Source organism: Cryobacterium sp. TMT1-2-2 (assembly GCF_004403505.1).
Lineage (GTDB): Bacteria > Actinomycetota > Actinomycetes > Actinomycetales > Microbacteriaceae > Cryobacterium > Cryobacterium flavum.
The window spans coordinates 13,315-31,275 of sequence record NZ_SOGS01000024.1; the positions used below are offsets into that span (position 1 = coordinate 13,315).

A 17,961-nucleotide genomic window follows, 5' to 3' on the forward strand; every position below is an offset into this window, starting at 1 on the left:
ACTTTTCCGGGACCGTTCACCCATTCACCCGCACATCGTAAGGAATTCTTACCCTTTTTGAGCGCGGCGCAGTGGTGCAATGAAGGTATGCGGCGATTGATGTACGAGGCCCAGCGAGCGCTGGCGTCGCCGGTGCGCAATCCGCGCATGGCCACCGTGATCGGGCGGCTGCTCGGCGCCGCCTTTCTGATCTGCTTCGGCACCGGCCTGTACAGCCACTTTCTGCAGGAACCGCTCGACTGGATGCGCTTCGCGACCCGGCCCGAGTTTCTCTACCAGGTGACCCAGGGCACGCACATCATCACGGGCATCGCCTGTTTTCCGCTGCTGTTGGCCAAGCTGTACATCGTCTTTCCAAACCTGTTCGCGTATCCCCCGGTTCGCGGCTTCGTGCATTTTCTGGAGCGCGCGTCGATCGCCCTGTTTGTCGGTGCCTCGCTCGTTCAGATCACGATCGGGCTGCTCAACACCTACCAGTGGTACCCGTGGCCGTTTCCGTTTCGGCAGGTGCACTTTGCGCTCGGCTGGGTGCTGATCGGGCTGCTGGTCATCCACATCGCGGTCAAGCTTCCGGTGATCACGCGGTACTGGAACAAATCTCCGTCCTCCGACGACGAGCATCTCTCCGATGCGGTGTCGGGGGACCGCGGTTCCGATGCCGAGGCCGAGGCCGTGCGCCTCTGGGGCACGACCCGCCCCAATGGCGTGACCGGGCGGGTGCTCGACTACATCGATGCGACGCCGCGCGCTGCGTCGCGGGTCAGTCGGCGCGGGTTTCTCACCACGGTCGGTGTGGCGACGACCGCCGTCGTCGGTCTCACCGCGGGGCAGACCTTCACACCGCTGAACGCGGTCAACTTGTTCGCGCCGCGCAAGAAGGGCGTCGGCCAGCAGGGAGTTCCGGTGAACCGCACGAGCGCACAGGCCAAGGTAGCGGATGCCGCCATGGCCCCCGCGTGGAGCCTCACCCTCGCTGTCTCCGGCACCGAACGCTCGTTCACTCGGGACGAGCTGCTCGCACTGCCGCAGACGTCCGTGCAACTGCCGATCGCCTGTGTCGAGGGCTGGAGCCAGATGGCTTCGTGGCGGGGTGTGCGACTGCGCGACCTCGCCGATCTGATGAACGCCGACCCTGACACGTCGTTTCGCCTGATCAGCCTCGAAGAACGCGGCAGTTTCAGCAAAACGCAGATGGGGCGCGAGTATGTGCGCGACCCGCTCACGCTCGTTGCGCTCGAACTCAACGGAGAGACGCTCGACCTTGAGCACGGGTATCCGGCCCGCATGATCGCGCCCGGCCGGCCCGGTGTGTTGCAAACCAAGTGGCTGAGCCGAATCGAGGCGATCTGATGACTTCTCTTCAAGGCGGTCTGAACCCACCGCCGGCCGGAATCGAGGCGTCGACCGGTCAACGGATGCGCAGCATCCGCTTGGTGCTGCTGGGTGTCGGCGTGCTGATGCTGGCCTGGGGCGCGTTCGTGATGTTCGACTCGGTGCGGCTGACCCGCATTCCCGGGGTGGCGCTGTGGATTGCGGCGGCGATCGTGCTGCACGATGCGATTCTGGCGCCGATCGTGTTTGCGTTCGGGATTGCGCTGGGGCGGGTCGGACGACGGGCGACCGGGACGATCATTGCGATCGTGCAGGGCGGCATTGTCGTCGGGTCTCTGGTCTCGCTCGTGGCGGTGCCACTGATCGTGGCGAAAAACTTCGCCCCGGCCAACCCGACGGTGCTGCCGCTGAATTACGGGCTCAACCTAGGGATTTTCTGGCTCGTGCTCGCGGCGGTAACCGTGGGGCTGTCGGTGTGGGCGTTTCTGCGCCGGCGACGACCGGACGTGGCTTTTCCGGACGACTCCGGGCGCTGAGGTGGGGGGCTATTGTCGGCGGCCCGCTATTGAGGAGCGGCCGGGCCCAGCTTTGAGAACTGGGACCCAAGCTAGCATGGGCCCAGTTTCCGGGCCCGGGCCCGGAAAGAAGGTACGGTCAGGCGCGGGCTAGGCGGGCGAAGGAACGGCCTCCGCGGGTCCATTCGGCGACCTGCACGAGTCCAACGCGGGCCGCGCGGCGGCGCAGGGCGCTGACGCCGATCTCGGCCCAGGGGAACGCATCGCTCGTGTGTCCGGCGGCGTCGTGCAAGGTGCCCTCGTAGGCGAGGTCGTGCTCGGGGTCGCGGTGCACCTCGACGACGAGCACGCCGTCGGCGCAGAGCAGCGACACACAGCGGTCGAGCAGAGCGTCGGGGTCGCCGCCGATACCGATATTGCCGTCAACGAGGAGCAGGGTCGCCCAGGTTCCCGCCATCGGGATGTAGTCGAAGACGGAGCGCTGCAGCACGGCGAGACCGGCTGCGAGGGCGATGCGCACGGCGGTCGGCGAGACGTCGACGCCGAGGGCATCGAGTCCCTCGTCGATCGCGGCCTGGATCATGCGACCCGGTCCGCAGCCGATGTCCAGCACCGGTCCCGCGACGCCGCAGAGCAGGGAACGGTCGATTGCATCGGCTCCGGCGCTCCAGCGCCCGGCGTGCATGGTCGACACTCGCGTCGGCGTTCCCGGATCGGCATCGGCTCGATTGCCGTGCAGGTACAGCACGTTGTCATCGGATTGCAGCGCCTGGGCATACGGTTCGGATCCGCCGGACCCGAACGTGGTCGGGCGGCGAAAACGCTCGGCCGTGGCGCGGTCTCTGGCAGCGTCGTCGAGTTCCCAGTCGGCCGGCTGCTCCCACAGGCGCGGCGACACGAGGGTCATGAACGTGCCCCGTTCACGGTGAGCGATTCGGCATTCCGCAACAGAGCGGATGCCGTCACCTCCGCGAATGCACGCGCGAACCGGGTGTGGGGGGCGCTGGAGGCGACGGTGTGGGCATCCGTTATGGTGTCGATGTCGGTGAGCGCGGGCAGCAGGCCGACGGTGAGGCCGGCCTCGTCGAGGCGTTGCAGCTGGTGAGCGCCGGTGTCGGCGCGGCTCATCGGGATGCCGCGGAGCAGCGCGCCGGTCGGGTTTTTGAGCGCGAGCGCCCAGAAACCGCCATCGTCTGCGGGACCGAACCAGGCATCCGTATTCCAGTTCTGAAATATGGGGGCGAGCAGTTCGGCGCTGACCTGCGGGGTGTCCATGCCAAGAAGCAGGGTCTCCTCGTCGAGGTGGTCGAAGATGGCGGCGAGTCGCTCATCGAGACCACCGGAGGTCTGCGGCAGAATCTCCCAATCGGATGCCTCCGGCGGCGGGGTCACACCGTCGAACGCGAGGATGTGGCGGGTGGCGGGCAGCGCGCCGGCGACGGCCAGGGTGTCGGCGAGGCTGGTGGCGGCAAGCTGGGCGGCCTGCTCGAGGGAGAGCGGCGGGTGCAGGCGGGTCTTGACCTTGCCGGGAAGGCATTCCTTGGCGATGACGACGATAGCGGTCATGAGCGGGCCTCGTTGGTGTTTGGGTTCCTGGTGCTGCTCGCGCTGTTGGCGCTTTGGGCGTTGTTGGCCCTTTGGGCGTTGTTGGCACTGAGCAGCGCGGACATGTCCTGAATGGCAGTCAGGGTTCCGCGCACGGTTCCCGTTACCTTGCTGCGGCCGACGCGCGGCGCGTAGCCCGTGTCCACCTCGCGGATGCGCCAATTCGCTGCGGCCGCGCCGAGAAACATCTCGAGCGGATATCCGCTGCGGCGGTCGTGCAGGTCGAGGGCGAGGAGGTGGTCGCGGCGGGCCGCTCGCATGGGGCCGAGGTCATGAATGTTCACACCTGTTATTCGGCGCAGTCGCCAGGAAAGATAGGTATTTGCTAGACGGGCATGCGGAGGCCAGGCGTTTCGGGTCGTGGGGCGACGGCGGCCAAGCACGAGATCAGCCTCGTCGGCGCTGATCGGATCGACCACCAGCGGCAGGTCGCGGGGGTCCATCGAGGCGTCGGCGTCGCAGAAGGCCACGATCGGGGCGGTCGCGGCGAGGAGCCCGGCGTGGGCGGCGGCGCCGAATCCACGGCGGCGTTCGTGCACGACGTACGCGCCGAGGATGCGGGCGAGGTCGGCGGACCCGTCGGTCGACCCGTTGTCGACGACGATCGCGCGGTAGCCGGCGGGCAGGCGTTCGAGGATCCACGGCAGTGCCTGCGCCTCGTTGAGGCAGGGCAACACCACATCCACCCGAATATTCATCATTCTTCGACCCTAAAGGGGAGGTCTGGGGCTTCGGGGCGAAACAGGTTACGAACCGCTGAATGTTTCTGGGCGTTTGGTGTGAATTGGCTCAACGCACGATTGGCGGATGCCGGTGACGGGTTGGTTGTCCGGGCCCATGTTGTGGCCCTGGGCCCAGTTTAGAAGCTGGGCCCGTGGACGGGCCCGGGCCCCGTCCGGTTGGGCGGACGGCGTGAGGCGGGGCATCCGCTGGACCGACCGACAGGTGGGTGCGCGCGCCCCGCGCGGTATGGGGTGCGCGCGCCTAGTCTAAGGGGGTGTCTCCCTCCCAATATTTTGCGCCGCCCCGAGCGGATGCCCTCGCCAGCCGTCGCGTGCTCCTGATCGAGGACGACCCGACGGTATCCGAGGTGGTCGGGCAATACCTGCGCGCCGCCGGATTCGTCGTGGATGAAACCGTGGACGGGCTTGCCGGCCTGCGCCAAGCCGAACTCGCGCAGCCCGACCTTATTGTGCTCGACCGCATGCTTCCGCTGCTCGATGGCATCGAAGTGTGTCGCCGCATCCGCGTGAACTGGGGCGCGCTTCCGGTGATCATGCTGACGGCGCTCGGCGAGGAGGAACACCGCATCGAAGGGCTCGAAGCGGGCGCGGACGACTACCTGGTGAAGCCGTTCTCTCCGCGCGAGCTGGTGCTGCGGGTGCAGTCAGTATTGCGGCGGAGCGGCACCGAATCCATTCCGGAGGGGATCCTCGACGCCGGCGAGTTCTCGCTCAACCTCGCCGCACACGAGATTCGGTTGCGCGACAAGCCGCTCGTGCTCACGAGCCGGGAATTCGACCTGCTCGCCTATCTGATCTGGCGGCCGTCGCGGGTGCTGACCCGCGAGGAGTTGCTACGTTCGGTCTGGGGCTGGGAATTCGGGGACCTGTCCACCGTGACCGTGCACGTGCGGCGGTTGCGGGAGAAGGTCGAAGCCGACCCGGCGCATCCGCTGCTCGTGAATACCGTGTGGGGGGTCGGATACCGGTTCGATCCGGTGCCGCTTGGGGCCGGTTCGACGCCCGCTAACGACGCATCGAGGAGCGCGGGATGAGCGCGCCGGGCGAGGTCGTCATCACGGTTGTCTGGGATTCGAGGCTCGCGGGAGGCACCGGGGCTTGGCCGGCCCGCGGCATCCGTTTAGCGGGTGGCACACCGTGACCGCTGGCGTCATTGCGACCGTGGCCGGCATCGCGCTCGGTTGCGCGCTGGTTGTGGGAGCACTCGCCCTGCTCACCCTGCGGCTGCTGTCGCGGGGGTCGCTCGTGATGCAGGTGGTCGTCGTCGCGTTCGCGACCGTCGTGTCGGTGGTCAGCGGAACCTCCGCGGTGGCGTCGCTCATGTACCTGTCGGAGCACGACCTGAACGTGTTCTACTCGGTAGCCGCCGTCGCCGGAATCGTGTCGCTCGTCATGGCCTCTGTTTTGGGGCGGTCGCTGGTGCGCGACAACCAATACTTTCGGGCTGCTGCGGCAAGCATCGGTCGGGGCGAATCTGTTATATCTCCGGATCGGCATACATCGACGGAGTTCGCCTCGCTCGCCGGGGAGTTGGCCGCGACGGCCGATCGGCTGACCGAATCCCGCCAGCGGGAGGAGCGCATCGAGTCGTCGCGTCGCGAAATCGTGGCGTGGATCTCGCACGACCTACGCACGCCCCTCGCTGGCATCCGCGCCATGGCCGAGGCCCTTGAAGACGGCATGGCTCCCGACCCACAGCGGTATTACGTGCAGATTCGCGGGCAGGTCGACCGGCTCAGCGGCATGGTCGACGACCTGTTCGAGCTGTCCAAGATCCACGCCGGGGCGCTGCAGCTCAACTTTGAACGGGTGGCCCTGTATGACCTGATCAGCGACACCGTCGCAGATCTCGCGCCGGTCGCCCTCGGCAAATCGCTCGACCTGCGCTTCGAGGGTGAACGCGGTCTCACCCTCCAAGCGGATGCCCGGGAGCTCGCCCGCGCGGTCGGCAACCTGGTCATGAACGCCATTCAGTATTCCCCGGCCGACAGCGCCATCGTCGTCTCGGTCACCCGGCACGTCGACGGCAGGGCTGTGATTTCGGTTGTGGATGCGGCCGGCGGGATTCCGGAGCAGGATCTCGGCCGGGTGTTCGAGGCTGGCTGGCGAGCGAGTGGACCGCGGACCGTGTCCGCCTGGGGAACCGGCGCCGGTCAGAGCGGCGGCGCCGGGTTGGGGCTCGCGATCGTCGAGGGCATCGTGCGGGCTCATGCTGGGCAGGTGACGGTGACCAATGTGGGGAACGGATGCCGGTTTGAGATGCTGTTGCCGCAGCATCCGCTGGCCTGATCGGTCGGCAGGCCAAAGCAGCTCCCGGTCTCTCTTCAGGGTTCAATCACTTCCCACGGCATGACTCCTGCAATTTGCAGAAGGTGCCAGGAAAGTTGGCCGGAATTCCGCGCTTCCGCGCGGGGCCGCCGAGAATTTGCAGGAGTTACGCCGTTTTCGCCACTCCTACAGGTGTCTGTGGCGACCGGAATAGCCCCGAGGGCTGGGTCAGGGACACACGGCAGCACGCAGAGGGGCCGTCGCGAACTCGCGCATGCCGTCTTCGAAGGAGACCTGGGCGGACCAACCGAGTTCCGTGCGCAATCGCTCGGAGGACGCCGTAATGTGTCGCACGTCGCCGAGCCGGTACTGCCCGGTCACGATCGGGGTGAGGCCACCGGCCGCCGCGGCAAGGGCGGTCGCCATATCGCCAATGGTGTGCACGATTCCGCTGCCAACGTTGAACGGGCGGAATATTCCGGAATCGGAATGGGCCGTGAATTCCAGCGCGGAAATGTTGGCTGCGGCCACATCACGCACGTGCACGAAGTCGCGGCGCTGCCGGCCGTCTTCGTACACCCGCGGAGCCTCACCGCGCTCGATCGCCGAACGAAACAGGGAGGCGACCCCCGCGTAGGGCGTGTTCTGCGGCATGCCCGGTCCGTAGACGTTGTGGTAGCGCAGGGCGGCGACCTGCCCGCCGGTCGAGCGCGCCCAGGCCGTGGCGAGATATTCCTGACCGAGTTTGCTGCTCGCGTAGACGTTGCGCGGGTCGAGCGGGTCGGTTTCGCTCACCAGAACGGGCTCGAGCGCCTGGCCCGTCTCCGGGTCGAGCGGGTCGAAGCGCCCGGCGTCGAGGTCGCTCGCGAGGCGCGGGCCCGGCCGGGTGAAACCGTTCGGGCCGCGATAGCTGCCCTCCCCGTAGACCACCATGGATGACGCCAGAACCAGACGGCGGATGCCCCGCTCGGCCATCGCGGCCAGCAATACCGCCGTTCCCACCTCGTTGCTGTGCACGTAGTCGGGGGCGTCGGCAAAGTCGACGCCGAGTCCCACTTTGGCCGCCTGATGGCAGACCACGTCGATGTCTTCGAGGGCGCGGGCGACGGTGTCCGGGTCGGTCACGTCGCCGAGCAGGAACTCCACCCGTGGGTCCAGGCCCGCCGGGCGTGCGTTCCGGGCCCGGAAACTGGGCCCAGGTTCTCTCATGGGCCCGCTTTCCGGGCCCGGGCCCGGAAAGGTAGGGGACGCGGATTCAGGCGTGGACTCAACCTCGGACCTTAGCCCGCGATCGGCCGCGGACGCGCGCTCGGGCTCGGACACGAGTGCCGGCGCAGGCCCGTGCACGTCGGCGCGCAGTGAGTCCAGTACGCGCACCTGATAGCCGCGGGCGAGGGCGGCGTCGACGATCGCGGACCCAATGAAGCCCGCTCCGCCAGTGATCAGCAGGTGTTCGCCGGTCATGGCTGGTCCCGCTTGACGGTGCTGACACAGCCGGCACCAGGGTGGCGCTCCGCGTTCCCCGTCGATCCGCCGGCGACCCGCTGAAACGCACCGCGCGCCGAGCGATCCATGTTCACGCCAGCTCATCCGGGTCAGACACCACGGCACGAGCGAGTACGGCGGCGACCTGGGCCGGGTCGATGAGCTCACGCGGAGCGAAGTCAGTCGGCAGGGCCCGCAGGATGCCGTCGATCGCGGCCAGAATACGCGGCTGGGCGTCGCGCAGGCGCCGGAACACGACCGAGGCGGTCACGGCATCCGTTTCGAGGGAGGATTCACCACGGGCGGCGGTCTCGGCGTCCCCGGCATCCGCTGCGAGCACCGGCGCGAGCCCGGCGTCGGCATCCGTCACGAAGGAAAGGTTTACCGTGCCGAGGTTGAGCTCGCCGGCCAGCACGATCTCGGGGTACGCGGTCATGTTGACGATGTGGGCGCCGATCGAGCGGAACCAGACCGACTCCGCCCGGGTCGAAAACCGCGGGCCCTGAATGACGACGACCGTTCCGGTGGGGGCGAAGTTCTCGCCCAGCTCTTCGAGGGCGTTCACGGCGTACCCGCGCAGCAGCGGATCGAACGGGTCGGCGGCGGAGAGATGCTGCACCGATTCCCGGTCGTAGAACGTGTCGGGACGTCCAGTCGTGCGGTCGATGAACTGGTCGGTGACCACGAGCAGCCCGGGCGCATACTCCGGCGTGACTCCCCCGACCGCCGAGGAGGAGATGATCGCCCGCACGCCGATCGAGGCCAGCGCCCAGATATTCGCGCGGTAGTTGATCAGGTGCGGGGCGACGCTGTGACCGCTGCCGTGCCGGGGCAGAAACGCGACCCGGCGACCGGCTCGCAGGCCGATCGTGACGGGCGTGGTTCCGTAGGGCGTCTGTACCTGGTGCGTTACGGCGCCGGCCGGGTCGATGAGTTCGTAGAGTCCGGATCCGCCGATGACGGCAACCTCGGCACGCGCCGTCGGGTCGACCAGAGGTTCGGGCAGCGATTCGGCCGAGGGCGCAGCCAATTGGTCGGCAGTCGGGTCAAACGTCACAAGCGGCTCCCAGCGTTTAAAAGTCGAGTGTTCAGTGTGCCATCGAAACCTGCGTGCCCGCGCAAGCCCGCCTACCCGGTCGGGCCCCGACCAGAAAATGGGCCCGGTTTCCGGGACCGGTCCCGGTTGCACAGACAGCTAGTGCGTGTAGACGCGAATCGACGACGCGAGCGGCCCGGGCGGGTTCAGCGCGAACGACGACAGCACCCCGTCGCCGGAGTAATCCACGAGCGCCCAGAGTTCAGACCCGCCACTCACCACGTAGCGCTCTCCGCTTTGAAGCGGCACCGTGGCGCTGGCCCCAGCGCCCACCGTGAGGTCTACCGGGGTGCCAGCGGCGGGGGTGAGGGTGAGGGAGGCATCCGCTGCCCCACTGTTGACGAGGTGCAGCGTCGGCGACGGGCCCTCGGCCACGGCCACCACGAAGGGGCCCTTGAGCGGCGCCGACGCCGAGAACCAGCCGAAGTCCTTACCGCCGGTGCTGTCAGTGGCGGTGCGGGCGGCCGCGACGATCGGCTCGTCGGAGCGCAACTGCACCGAGAAGCTGCCAACGGCCAGCGGCGCGAGCGGAATTTCGGTGGCGATGCCGGGTTCGACATTCACCTGGGTCGACGTGCCGGAACCTGACCCGTCGGCGCTCGTCACGCCGATCTGCACGGTCGCCGCCGCATCACCCGGCACGAACACCCGAATCGACGCGGTGTCGGCGTTGAACCCCTCGCCCGTCGTCACCGTCTTCTCGCTGACGGCCGCCGTGACGCGTACGCCGGCAATGATCTGGTTGGTGGCGGGGGTCGCGGTGGTGCCGATGATCTCGACTCCGCCCGGTTCGATGCCGCGAATGCTGCTCTGCTCCAGCGACGCGGCAACCTGCCCGCCGCGCGAGGAGACGTGAAGAACCGGCGATTTCACGTTCGGCGCGAGTCCGGCTAGTGAGATGACCCGCTGCTCGCCCGGCTGCACCAGGATGCCGGTCGCGCCGGGTGCGTCCACGAGTCCGCTCTCGCCGTAGACCGTCACGTTGACGGTCGCAAGTACGGAGGTCGGGTTGCCGAGCAGCAGCAGGCTGGTACGCCCGATATCGGTCGAGCCGCCCACGATCCAGCTGTCGCTGACCGCTTCGGCGCAGGCGGCGACGGCGAGCCCGCCAATGGTGTCGGTGGCGGCGACCTGCGACTGACTTCCGGCCACGAGAGGCGGAACGGTCGCGCCATCCTGCACGGGAACGGTCAGCAGCAACGGCGGCTGCCGGCTGTTCGAGTCGTCGACCGCGGTGATCTCGGTCACCTGCGGCCGAATCTGTTCCAGCGATGAAGCCTCAACCGCTCCATACACAGCGGATGCCGCTCCCACACTCGACGCGGACTGCGCCTTCGTCGAGTCCTCGGCCAGGGTCAGCAGTGGTCCGGGGCAGACCCGCTGCTGCTCACTGGGCAGCGGCGCGATCTCGCTGGACTGCGGGTTGCGTGCAACGGTCGGCAGCGTCACGAGGGTGGCCGCGCCGAGCGTCGCGACGACGACAGCGATGCCGACGAGGCCGAGCACACCGCGACCGGCCCGGCCGCCAATGCGGGCGAGTTGGCTTTTATCTGGCATTGTCGTCCTCCGGTCGGTCGTTGGCAGCCGAGTCGGCAGCAGCAGGGTCGGCGATAGCACGGTCGGCAGCGGCGGCGCCTGGTTCGGAGGCCGCAGCATCGTCGGCGGCGGCGAACCGGTCGTCCGATTCCAACCCGGTCCCGACGCCGGTCTCCCGGTCGATCGCGAGGTCGGCTTCGAGATCGGTGCCGAGCGGCACCTCCAACTCCTCGTCACGATCGGATGACACAGCACCCTTCGACCGCCGCACGCGCTTGGGCTTCTGTTTGGCGTCGGCACGGGCGGCCCGGCGAATCGCGTCGCGGTTGGCCTGGCGGACGGCTTCGCGCCCGGCGCCGATCGGCAGCGACAGCAGAACGGCGCTGCCCACCACGGCGAAGGCAATGAGCAGGGTCACCAGGCCGAAAACGCCGCCGGCGCGAGCCGGTATCGGGGTCGAGGCGGCAGCATCCGTTTCGCCGAACTGCCACAGGCGGCCGAACTCGGTATCGCCGACCGGGGCCAGGCTCGAGTTGCCGTCGAGGGCGGTTTCGGTGCGCAGCGCGGTGTCGGCCGCGTCGACGCCCGCGCCGCCGGGCTGCAGCACGATAAAGCGGATGCCGAACTCGGCCAGGTCAGCGTTGGTGTCGAGTCCGCTGTGCGAGGCCAGGTTGCCGGCGAGCTCCGCGAGCGCTTTCTCGCGGTTACTGAGGGTTGCATCGGTGCTGTCCAGGGTGGATTGCTGGTTCAGGGTCGCGCCGACACCGCGCTCGATCGTGGCGAGCAGCCCGCCGTCAGCCTGCGGGGTGAGCTTGAGCGTGCCGACCCGGTTGTCGATCTGGGCCTCGGCGGCGACGAAGGCCGGCTGGGTCTGCCCGGTTCCCTCGCGCACGGCGGCGGTGCCGAGGTGCAGCGAGGCGACCAGCGGCAGCACGACCACGGCCAGGGCGAGCGCGGCGACCACACCGGGCGTCGACGCAAAGCGGTGCAGGGAGCGCAGGCCGATCACCAGGGCACCGACTAGTCCGAGCCAGTACAGGCTGAGGCCGCTGCCGGTCCAGACGCGCACCGGTTCGGCGCCGATCGCGGCGAGAACGAGCTGGTTGACGGCGAGGGCGGTGCCGAAGCCGAGCAGCGCAACGAGCCAGGCGCCGCCGGCGAGGCGCGCGCCGGGCAGCAGCAGCGCGAGCAGGGCGAGCACGGCGAGGGGCGCGAGCAGAATCGGTACGAACAACTGCGGGTCCAGGCCCTCGACGCCGAAGCGGTCGAGCACGCCGGCCCAGCCGTCGGTTCCGGGCAGTCCGAGCAGCAGTTGCAGGGTAGGAGCCTGGCCGCTCGGCACGGGCAGGCCCGGGTCGGCGACGAGGTTCAGCCAGTCACCGCGCAGTCCCTGGTTGACCAGCAGAGGCAGGGCCAGCGCGAGCGCCGGCAGCGGAATACCGATGAAGCGCATCACTCGGCGGCCGGCCAGGGCCACGCTGAGCGCCCAAACCACGAGCAGGGCCGGGGCGAGCGAGGGCGCGCAGGCGACGACGGCCGCGAACAGCAGGGCAGCGGATGCCGATGCCGACCAGGTGCGCGCGGCGGCGAACCAGGCGAAGAACAGCCACGGCAGCAGCAGGTGCACCAGAATCGCGGCCGGACGTGCGTCGGCGAGGGCGATCAGAAAGGTCGGGGCCAGCACCCAGAGCGCGGCGGCCAGGGCGCGCAGGCTGCCGCGGTCGGTCAGGCGGGTCGCGGCCATCCAGGCACCGACGGCAGCGAGGGGAAAGGCGAGCGCATAGACCAGTACGAGAGCAAACGACGGCGACCAGAACGCAATCGAACCGAGCACGGCCACGACCGCGGCGAACGGATCGGCCGCGCCGACGAAGCCGAGCCCCAGGTCGCGCCAGCCGAAGCCGACGCTCGCCCACAGTTCGGGCAGGGTCGGAGACAGCGGCAGCAGCCCGCCGCCGGTGAGGGTGTCGGCGCCGAGCAGCGGCACCATCATGATGATGCCCACGACCGCAGCGGCGAGCATGGTCCAGGCGCCGCCGCCGGAAAAGAATCGAATCTCCGGGCGTTCGCCGTGCAGGCCGAACAGGCTCGCCTCGCGCTTGAGCGAGTGTCGCCGGCGCACCTCATTCGAGGGAACCCGCAGCGTGGAGATGGCATCCCAACCGAGCGTGCGCGTTTTCGCAAAGGAGCGGCGGGCGTTGCCGACGCGCATTCCGTTGAACGCGGCGCCGAACGCGGCCGCGAATTCGCCCACGATCGCGCCGGGTTCCTTGCGCAGCAGTTGCCCGAGCGAGCGCACAAAAGCCAGCGGCAGCAGCGACAGCCAGTGAAAAACCAGGGCTCCGGCGGGCGCGTAGACCAGCCGGCGGTGCAGCTGCGCTGAACGTTCCGCGCGCACGCGGCGACGGCGGAGGCGCCCCCGCGAGGATTGGTTGGGCCCGGCGACGCCGTCACCGGCCGAGGCGACGCGGGCCGCCGGAACGACCGACACGCGGTACCCGGCGAGCCGCACCCGCACGCAGAAGTCGAGGGAATCATCCACTGTCGGCAGGGCCGGGTCGAACCCGCCGAGCTGCTCCCACACCGTGTGGCGCACGAGCAGGCCGCCGGCGCTGACGGCGAGCACGTCGCTCAGTCCGTCGTGCTGGCCCTGGTCGAGTTCACTCTCGACCAGGGTGACGGTGGCGCCGGTCGGCGTCATCGACTCGCCGAAATTATGGATATATTCGCCGGCGATCCATTCCATGACCTTCGGTCCGGCGACTGCTACCGAAGGGGCGATCTCGAGCGCGTCGACGAGCACCTCGAGGGCGGTCGGGTCGGGCGCGCTGTCCTGGGCGAGCAGCCAGAGCAGCTCGCGGTCGTGCGTGGGCGGCGCGCTCGCGCGCACTGCGGCGGCGATCGCCTGACCAAAGTTCAGATCGGAGTCGGCGGCAATGAACTGCGTCGGCCCGAATTCGGCGAGCATCTTTGCGGTCGCATCGCTCGAACCGCAGTCCACGGTGATGACAATGTCGGGTTTACGGGTCTGCAGCGACAGCGCCTTGAGAGTTCGCTCAAGGTGTTTCGCGCCGTTTCGGGCGACAAGGATGGCGGTGACTCTGGGTTGCATAACAGAACCAGCCTAGGTCGGGATCGGCCCGCGGCCCTGAACCGAGAGGGCGCGCCTCAAATATTGGCGAGGCAATAGCGAAGCGGATGCGGCGCCATCCGCTCAGAGACCGGGTCTCGTCGGTCCGTGGAGCGGCTCGCCTGCCGGCATTTGCTTGCGCGCGCCGAAGGAGTTAGGCGCGCTTTCGCAGTTTGCGGCGTTCGCGCTCGGAGAGTCCGCCCCAGATGCCGAACCGCTCGTCGTTGCTGAGCGCGTATTCGAGGCACTGGTTGCGCACCTCGCAGCCGGAGCAGATCTTCTTGGCGTCGCGGGTGGAGCCGCCTTTTTCGGGGAAGAACGCCTCGGGGTCGGTCTGGGCGCAGAGCGAGTCGGCCTGCCAGGCCAGAAGGTTCTCGTCGCCGAGATCTTGTCGTACTCCCGGGACACCGAGGGTGACGGGGTCAACGAACCAGTCCTCTGGTACTCCGGAACGATAGTCAGGTATAGCCATATCGTCTCCCAGCGCTCGCTACGCACCGTTTGGTGCTGCACCTAATTACACCGGTGTAATTCGCTAACGTCAAGTCGCAGATCGTAAACCCTCAATACGGGCTGGAGGGTTGCGACGCGCCGATGATGGCAAAATCGGGCATTCGGGGGGTACGCGGGCTCAAAACAACGTCGCGAACGTAGCACGATCGTTGGCCCGACCGGCGTGTCGCTGAGCTCAGTGCACGGCGGTGCGCGAGGAATCCCAGGCGCTCTGCACCATCTGCTCCAGGGTGTGACGCATGCTCCAGCGCAGGTCACGAGCCGCGAGCGCGCCGGAGGCCACGATGCGATCCGGGTCGCCGGCGCGGCGCGGACCGATCTCGGGCGTGAAGTCGATGCCGGTGACCCGGCGCACCGTGGCCATGATCTCGCCGACCGAGACGCCGTCGCCGCTGCCCAGGTTGTAGACCGGTTCGATTGCGTCGCCGGCATCCAGGCGGCGAGCCGCAGCCACATGGGAGAGCGCGAGGTCGGCCACGTGAATGTAGTCGCGCACGCAGGTGCCGTCGGGCGTGGCATAGTCATCGCCGTTGATGCGCGGCGTGCGGCCGTCGAGCAGGGCCGCAAAGACCAGGGGAAAGAGGTTGTGCGGACTGGTGTCACGGAGTGACACGTCACCGGAGCCGACCACGTTGAAATAACGCAGCGAGGTGTGGCGCAGACCGGTCGCCACGGCCTGGTCGCGCAGCAGCCACTCGCCGATCAGCTTGGATTCGCCGTACGGCGACTCCGGGCTCTTCGGCGTCTCCTCGGTGACCAGGTCGGTGTGCGGCGTGCCATAGACAGCGGCGCTCGAGGAGAACACAATGCGATCGATCTCGGCCGAGCTCATGGCGGCGAGCAGCGTGGCGGTTGCCGTCACGTTCTGCTCGTAGGTGTGCAACGGGCGCTGCACCGAGACGCCGGCGTACTTGAAGCCGGCCACATGAACGACTCCGTGCACGTGATGCTCGTGGAAGGCATGCAACACGGTTTCGCCGTCGAGCACGTTGGCCCGAATGAACGGCACGTCGGCCGGCACGAACGACTCGTGTCCACTCGAGAGATCATCGAGCACGACCACGTCGAGGCCTTCAGCCTGGAAAGCACGCACCACATGCGAGCCGATATAGCCCGCCCCGCCGGTTACCAACCACGCCATGAGGCTCCGCTCGTTCGCGTGGCACTCGATGCGCCACCGCTACAGGCTAGCGCCAGCGAATCAGAGCGTCATATTCGTCGGTCACGTGGGGAGTTTTCTGGCCGTAGCCGTCGAGGTACAGGGAGCGGATCGTGGCAGCAATACCCGCGACCGCAAGGACGATGAGGAGGAGCATAAAGATGAACATGGCAGAAACTCTATGTATTGTGCTTTTCTGCCGCGAGTGGCAGCATTGACACAGTTCGACACATTTCTGCCAACCTTGACGAGAGGATGCCCATGCTCCAGAAAATCGTCTGCGTCACCCTCCCGGGTCTGGCGCCGTTCGAATTCGGCGTGATCTGCGAGGTGTTCGGCATCGACCGCAGCGCCCAGGGCGGGCCAGCCTTCGACTTCCACGTTGTGGCCGCCGAACCCGGACCGATCCGCACCAAGATCGGCTTCGACATCGTCATTCACGACGACCTCTCAGCCGCGGCCGACGCCGACCTCATCGCCATTCCCGGCTACGAGTCCGGCGCACCGATCGACCCCCGCGTGCTCCAGGTCGTGCGCGACGCCGAAGCCCGCGGCGCCTGGGTACTCAGCGTCTGTAGCGGCGCCTTCGTGCTCGCCCACGCCGGCATCCTCGACGGACGCCGCAGCACCACCCACTGGATGTACACCGACGCCCTCGCCCGATCGTTCCCCCAGACCACCGTCGACCCCGATGTGCTCTTCGTTGACGACAACCACGTCGTCACCGGCGCCGGCACCGCCGCCGGCATCGACGCCGCACTGCACATCGTGCGCACCGAGCTCGGCGCCACGGCCGCCAATATCATCGCCCGCCGCATGGTCGTGCCGCCGCAGCGCGACGGCGGCCAGTCGCAGTACATCGAAGCCCCGGTCGTGGACTGCCAGGACGAATCCTTCGCCGCCGTCACCGAGTGGATGCTGCGCCACCTCGACCAGGAACTACCGGTCGACCTGCTCGCCCGCAAGTCGCACATGTCACCGCGCACCTTCGCCCGCCGGTTTCGCGCCGAACTCGGCACCACGCCGACTCGCTGGCTCAACCGGCAGCGACTGTTGCGCGCACAGGAACTGCTCGAAGACAGCTCCCGCAGCCTCGAAGAGATCGCCGCCGACACCGGCTTCGGCGCAGCCGCCGTGATGCGCCACCACTTTCTACAGGTTCTGCAGACCACCCCGACCGCCTACCGCCGGGCCTTCGGCCCCCGCAAGGTCGGCTAGGCGCCGGGCATCGCCAGAAAGACCTCGCCGGTGCCCGCGAAGGTCAGCGTGCCCTCGTCGGGTGTGACGTACACAGCCTGGCCGCGCTTCAACGGGCGAGAGGATGCCGCCCCCGCGACCAGAAACCCGCCGGCAGTGCAGATCGCAATGGCCGGGCCGGTGAGGGTGATCTGTCGCATGGTGACGGGTGTCGCCGATGCGGCGGCAGCATCCGCTTCAATGTGCACGAGCTCGAAATCAGGCACCCCGGGGCGATACAGCGCGACGCCCTCCGCAAGCACAACCGGCGCGAGGTACGGCGCCGTCACCGCCTCGAAGTCGAGCACCGCGAGCAGCTCCTCGATATCGATGTGCTTCGGCGTCAGCCCGCCGCGCAGCACGTTGTCGGAGGCGGCCATCAGCTCCACGCCGAGTCCCGACAGATACGCGTGGATGTTGCCGGCCGGCAGATACAACACCTCGCCGCGTTTCAAAGACACCCGGTTGAGGAGCAGGGCCAGCACGATTCCGGGGTCGCCCGGGTACTCGGCGGCGAGCGCGCGCACCGTCGCGAGCTCGCGGGCATAGCCGATGGCCGCTCCGCCCGCGGCCAGAAACTCGGCGTGCGCGGCGAGCGCGACCACCCGCTCGACCAGCCATTCCACCTCGCCGGAGTCGCCGCCCCGGCCATCTCGCAGCAGCCAGTCGACGGTGTCGCGCAGCCCCCCGGCCAGGTGATTCTCCAGCGAGTCGATGGCCGCGGCCTGCGGGTTCTCGGTGGCGAGGTCGAGCAGGCGCAGCTCGGCGATGATGCCGCGCACCTCGGGCAGCGGTCGGAATCCGCAGAGCGCTTCGAACGTGTCACTCAGGGCAAAAATGAGTTCGGGCTTGTGGAACGGGTCGCGGTAGTTGCGGTTGCCGGCGTCGACGGCGATTCCGGCCTCGTTTTCGAGCTCGAATCCGGCGCGGGCCTGCTCTGTCGTGGGATGCGCCTGCAGCGATAGCGGGCGTCCGGCGGCCAGAATCTTCAGCAGAAAGGGGAGGCGCGGGGCATCCGCTTGCCGCGTCGCCCAGCCAGCGCCGAGCGCCACCTCGGGCGCAGAAGCGATCCACTCGGCGAGGTTCGAAGACCCGCCGACCTGCGACGGATCCTCGATTACCGACGGTGACCCGGCGTGGGCCCCCAACCAGAGCTCGGCCTCAGGCAAACCCGACGGCGTGCGACCCAGCAGATCGGCGATCGCGTGCGTGGACCCCCAGGCGTAATTGCGCGGCGCGTTGGTGATGCCCACAAACATGTTCGGCTCCTTCTCAAAGTGTTTAGACCAAACTACCAACCGACTTCGAGCATTCAGCCAACGACCCTAGGCTGACCAAACCGC

16 protein-coding genes are annotated in these 17,961 nt (G+C 68.2%); 5 read left to right on the top strand and 11 right to left on the bottom strand.

Features of this window, described 5'->3' with window-relative positions; genetic code table 11:
- Positions 1-87: 87 nt before the first annotated feature.
- Positions 88-1,350, top strand: coding sequence for a molybdopterin-dependent oxidoreductase (locus tag E3T35_RS13995; RefSeq protein WP_134379679.1), 1,263 nt, complete (start codon positions 88-90; stop codon positions 1,348-1,350).
- Complete coding sequence (locus tag E3T35_RS14000) at positions 1,350-1,868, top strand: hypothetical protein (protein ID WP_134379681.1); 519 nt, start codon at positions 1,350-1,352, stop codon at positions 1,866-1,868. The genes E3T35_RS13995 and E3T35_RS14000 overlap by 1 nt, the downstream gene beginning before the upstream one ends.
- Positions 1,869-1,986: 118 nt before the next feature.
- Here E3T35_RS14000 and E3T35_RS14005 read toward each other — a convergent pair whose 3' ends face one another.
- From E3T35_RS14005 to E3T35_RS14015, 3 genes are read right to left on the bottom strand one after another with little or no spacing between them, the layout of a single operon-like run.
- Positions 1,987-2,754: a class I SAM-dependent methyltransferase gene (locus E3T35_RS14005; protein ID WP_241988866.1), complete on the bottom strand. Its 768-nt coding sequence runs from the start codon at positions 2,752-2,754 to the stop codon at positions 1,987-1,989.
- Positions 2,751-3,413 carry a DUF2064 domain-containing protein gene (locus E3T35_RS14010; protein WP_134379683.1) on the bottom strand — a complete coding sequence of 221 codons (663 nt, stop codon included), beginning with the start codon at positions 3,411-3,413 and terminating at the stop codon, positions 2,751-2,753. Before E3T35_RS14010 ends, E3T35_RS14005 begins: the two co-directional genes overlap by 4 nt.
- A complete protein-coding gene (locus E3T35_RS14015) occupies positions 3,410-4,153 on the bottom strand; it encodes a glycosyltransferase family 2 protein (RefSeq protein ID WP_134379685.1) in 744 nt (247 codons plus the stop codon). The genes E3T35_RS14010 and E3T35_RS14015 overlap by 4 nt, the downstream gene beginning before the upstream one ends.
- A 296-nt stretch (positions 4,154-4,449) precedes the next feature.
- On the opposite strand from E3T35_RS14015, the gene E3T35_RS14020 reads away from it, so the two are divergent.
- Both E3T35_RS14020 and E3T35_RS14025 read left to right on the top strand, forming a co-directional pair.
- Entirely contained in the window at positions 4,450-5,229 is a 780-nt protein-coding gene (locus E3T35_RS14020; RefSeq protein WP_134343710.1) for a response regulator transcription factor, read from the top strand.
- Positions 5,230-5,332: 103 nt separating this feature from the next.
- Positions 5,333-6,484 (top strand): sensor histidine kinase KdpD, encoded by a 1,152-nt coding sequence (locus E3T35_RS14025; protein ID WP_241987570.1) that lies wholly within the window; start codon positions 5,333-5,335, stop codon positions 6,482-6,484.
- 207 nt (positions 6,485-6,691) lie between these two features.
- On the opposite strand, the gene E3T35_RS14030 is transcribed toward E3T35_RS14025, so the two are convergent.
- From E3T35_RS14030 to E3T35_RS19385, 7 genes are all read right to left on the bottom strand, one after another.
- A complete protein-coding gene (locus E3T35_RS14030; protein WP_134379687.1) occupies positions 6,692-7,927 on the bottom strand; it encodes an NAD(P)-dependent oxidoreductase in 1,236 nt (411 codons plus the stop codon).
- Between the two features lie 112 nt (positions 7,928-8,039).
- Entirely contained in the window at positions 8,040-9,005 is a 966-nt protein-coding gene (locus E3T35_RS14035; RefSeq protein WP_241988867.1) for an MTAP family purine nucleoside phosphorylase, read from the bottom strand.
- Between the two features lie 138 nt (positions 9,006-9,143).
- On the bottom strand, positions 9,144-10,601 hold the full coding sequence (locus E3T35_RS14040; RefSeq protein WP_134379689.1) for a DUF5719 family protein: 1,458 nt from the start codon (positions 10,599-10,601) through the stop codon (positions 9,144-9,146).
- Positions 10,591-13,692, bottom strand: coding sequence for a glycosyltransferase (locus tag E3T35_RS14045; protein ID WP_134379691.1), 3,102 nt, complete (start codon positions 13,690-13,692; stop codon positions 10,591-10,593). Before E3T35_RS14045 ends, E3T35_RS14040 begins: the two co-directional genes overlap by 11 nt.
- Positions 13,693-13,864: 172 nt before the next feature.
- A complete protein-coding gene (locus E3T35_RS14050; RefSeq protein WP_092342011.1) occupies positions 13,865-14,182 on the bottom strand; it encodes a WhiB family transcriptional regulator in 318 nt (105 codons plus the stop codon).
- Between the two features lie 216 nt (positions 14,183-14,398).
- Positions 14,399-15,364 (bottom strand): UDP-glucose 4-epimerase GalE, encoded by a 966-nt coding sequence (gene galE / locus E3T35_RS14055; protein ID WP_134379693.1) that lies wholly within the window; start codon positions 15,362-15,364, stop codon positions 14,399-14,401.
- Between the two features lie 46 nt (positions 15,365-15,410).
- The gene (locus E3T35_RS19385) at positions 15,411-15,551 is read right to left on the bottom strand and encodes a hypothetical protein (RefSeq protein WP_158252843.1); all 141 of its coding nucleotides are present in this window, start codon (positions 15,549-15,551) and stop codon (positions 15,411-15,413) included.
- Between the two features lie 92 nt (positions 15,552-15,643).
- Between E3T35_RS19385 and E3T35_RS14060 the strand changes: the two genes are divergently transcribed.
- Positions 15,644-16,600 (top strand): GlxA family transcriptional regulator, encoded by a 957-nt coding sequence (locus E3T35_RS14060; RefSeq protein ID WP_134379695.1) that lies wholly within the window; start codon positions 15,644-15,646, stop codon positions 16,598-16,600.
- Here E3T35_RS14060 and manA read toward each other — a convergent pair.
- Positions 16,597-17,877 (bottom strand): mannose-6-phosphate isomerase, class I, encoded by a 1,281-nt coding sequence (gene manA, locus E3T35_RS14065; RefSeq protein WP_134379697.1) that lies wholly within the window; start codon positions 17,875-17,877, stop codon positions 16,597-16,599. The genes E3T35_RS14060 and manA overlap by 4 nt on opposite strands.
- Between the last annotated feature and the right edge of the window lie 84 nt (positions 17,878-17,961).